Source organism: Saccharopolyspora sp., from assembly GCF_017434145.1.
GTDB classification, from domain to species: Bacteria; Actinomycetota; Actinomycetes; order Mycobacteriales; family Pseudonocardiaceae; genus Saccharopolyspora_C; species Saccharopolyspora_C galaxeae.
The window spans coordinates 1-2,566 of sequence record NZ_JAFRFW010000193.1; the positions used below are offsets into that span (position 1 = coordinate 1).

3 protein-coding genes are annotated in these 2,566 nt (G+C 71.8%); 2 read left to right on the forward strand and 1 reads right to left on the reverse strand.

What is annotated here, in order from left to right:
* Positions 1–840 (forward strand): PDR/VanB family oxidoreductase (locus IJH84_RS05310; protein WP_295140977.1); only part of this gene is annotated, 840 nt, incomplete at its 5' end.
* A 166-nt stretch (positions 841–1,006) separates the two neighbouring features.
* Positions 1,007–1,891: a nuclear transport factor 2 family protein gene (locus IJH84_RS05315; RefSeq protein ID WP_295140979.1), complete on the forward strand. Its 885-nt coding sequence runs from the start codon at positions 1,007–1,009 to the stop codon at positions 1,889–1,891.
* Between the two features lie 33 nt (positions 1,892–1,924).
* On the opposite strand, the gene IJH84_RS05320 is transcribed toward IJH84_RS05315, so the two are convergent.
* Positions 1,925–2,566, reverse strand: a 642-nt coding sequence (locus tag IJH84_RS05320; RefSeq protein WP_295140980.1) for an amidase family protein, incomplete at its 5' end; no start/stop codon positions are given.

Genomic DNA, 2,566 nt, shown 5'->3' on the forward strand with positions numbered 1-2,566 from the left:
CCCGCGTGGTCGCCGGGAGCGCACATCGACGTGGTCCTGCCGTCCGGGCGTCAGCGCCAGTACTCGCTGTGCGGCGATCCGGCGGATCGCGGCTGCTACCGGATCGCGGTTCGCCGGATCGCCGACGGCGGCGGGGGTTCGCGCGAAGTGCATGCCGAGCTGGACGTCGGGAGCCGCATCACCGCGCGGGGACCGCGCAACGCCTTCCCGTTCATCCGGGCGCAGCGCTACCTGTTCGTGGCCGGCGGCATCGGCATCACCCCGATCCTGCCGATGGTGCGTGCCGCAGCTGCCGCGGGCACCGATTGGCGCTTCGTCTATTGTGGACGGTCGCGGGAGTCGATGCCGTTCTTGGACGAGATCGCCCGGCTGGCCCCGGAACGGGTTTGGGTCCGCCCGGACACCGAGTACGGAGTCCCGGTCTCCAGCGGTGAATTGCTGGAGCACGCACCGGAGGACGCCACGGTGTACTGCTGCGGCCCGGTACCGATGATCACCGGTGTGCGGATGGACCTGGCCATCAGCCGGGCTGCCGAGCTGCACTCCGAACGGTTCTCGGCGCCGCCGATCGTCGACGGGAAACCGTTCGACCTGCATCTCGAGCGCACCGGCCGCGCGCTGCACGTCCCCGAAGACCGGACGGCGCTGGAGGTGGTGCGAGAAGCGCTCCCCGATGTCGCCTACTCCTGCAGGCAAGGCTTCTGCGGCACCTGCAAGGTGGGCCTGCTCAGCGGCACCGCCGAGCACCGCGACCACGTGCTCACCGACGATGAGCGGGCCGATTCCATGACGATCTGCGTTTCCCGCGCCGAACAAGGCCCGCTGGTGCTCGACCTCTGACGGACCCTCCGCAACGACCTGTTGGAACCGGCGCAGACTCGCTGCCGGACTGCGCGCACGACGTTCCGCAATCGGGCGCGGACATGCTCTACTACACCGCCGAAGGGCTTCATCACCGCCCGGGCTCACCCACGACCTGAGTCCGCGCCACCCGCGAGGAGACGACGTGGACCACGACAACTCCGCGAACCGATCGATCGCCGAGGCTGCCGTGGCGGCGTTCGCCGCCGGGTGGCGAGCTCCGCACCCGCACGCCTGGGACGACCTGCTAGCCGAAGAAGCGGAGCTGGTCCAGCCGCTGCTGCGGCACCGGGTGGGCAGGCACGCGCTGGCCGAGGAGTACGGGCGGCTGCTCGAGCTCATCCCGGATCTGAGAGGTGAGGTGCTGCGCTGGGCGGCCGAAGGCCGCACCGTGCGGATCGAGCTGCGGCTGACCGGAACGCTCGGCCGGTTGCCGCTGCGGCTGGCGGTCACCGATCAGCTCACCCTCGACGAGGACGGCCGCATCCTGCGCAGGCAGGCCCGGCTCGATCCGCTGCCCGCGGTGGCGCTGCTCGCCCGGCAGCCCGCGGCGTGGCGGCGCTGGTGGAACTCCGGGGTCGGGCCGTTGCTGGTGCGGCGGAAGTTCTTGCCGCACGACCTCGAACACGTGCCCACCCCGCCGCTCGTGCGCGCGCTCGCGTTCGGGCGGCTGCTGTTGGCGGTTTCGGCCTGGGTGGCGCCGCAGCGCTCCGCCCGGCTGGTCGGCCTGGCAGCAGACGGCCCGCGGGAGAACTACCTGATGCGGGTGTTCGCCGGACGCGCCGCGGCCCTCGGGCTCGGCACGCTCACCAGCCGCGGGCGCCGGCAACGCCAGTGGCAGCGGCTCGGGCTGCTGGTGGATCTTTCCGACACCGCAGCGGCCTTCTCGCGCGGAATGTCGACCAGGGCCCGGGTGCTCGGCCTGCTGGTGACGGGCGGTTACGCCGCTGCCGGGATCAGCGCGCTGCGCTCGGAGCCGGAGGACGCCTCAGTGCAGGAAACCGCTCCCGGCCCGGACGAAGTTCGGTAGCGCACGCCCAAGCGCAATCCGCCGGTACCCCGCTCACGCCGACACCGGCGGCCGCGCCATCGACCACGGCGCGGCCTGCTCCAGCTGGGCGGCGAGCCGGATCAGCACGTCCTCGCGCCCGTACGCGGCGACGAACTGCACCCCGATCGGCAAACCATCGGGATTCCGGTGCAGCGGCAGCGAAATCGCCGGCTGCCCGGTGATGTTGAACGGCACGGTGAACGCGATCTTCTCGCCTACCGCGGCAGCGAGCTCGGCCGGTGCCAGCGCGGTCGGCGCGAGTTCACCGAGCTGCCACGGCGGCGTCGCCAGCGTCGGCGTGACCAGCACGTCCAGCTCCTGCTCCCACAGCGCGGCCGCCTCTCGCGCCCATTGCTGCCAGGTGTGCAAACCGGAGAGCCACTGCGTGGCGGGCGCCGAGCGGCCCACTTCGGCAGTCCGCGCGTTCATCGGTTCCAGCTCACCGAGGTCGATCCGCCTGCCGATGCGCTGCGACCAGCGGTCGACCTCCCAAGCGACGATGGTCCCGAACACGGCGGAAAAACCCTCGAGTATCGCGGGCGAGTCCAGCACCGCTGCCGCGGACGGCTCGACGTGGTGCCCGAGCGACTCCAGCAGTCGCGCGGCTTCATCCACCGCTGCGACGCAATCCTGGTGCGGCTGACCGGCCGCTCC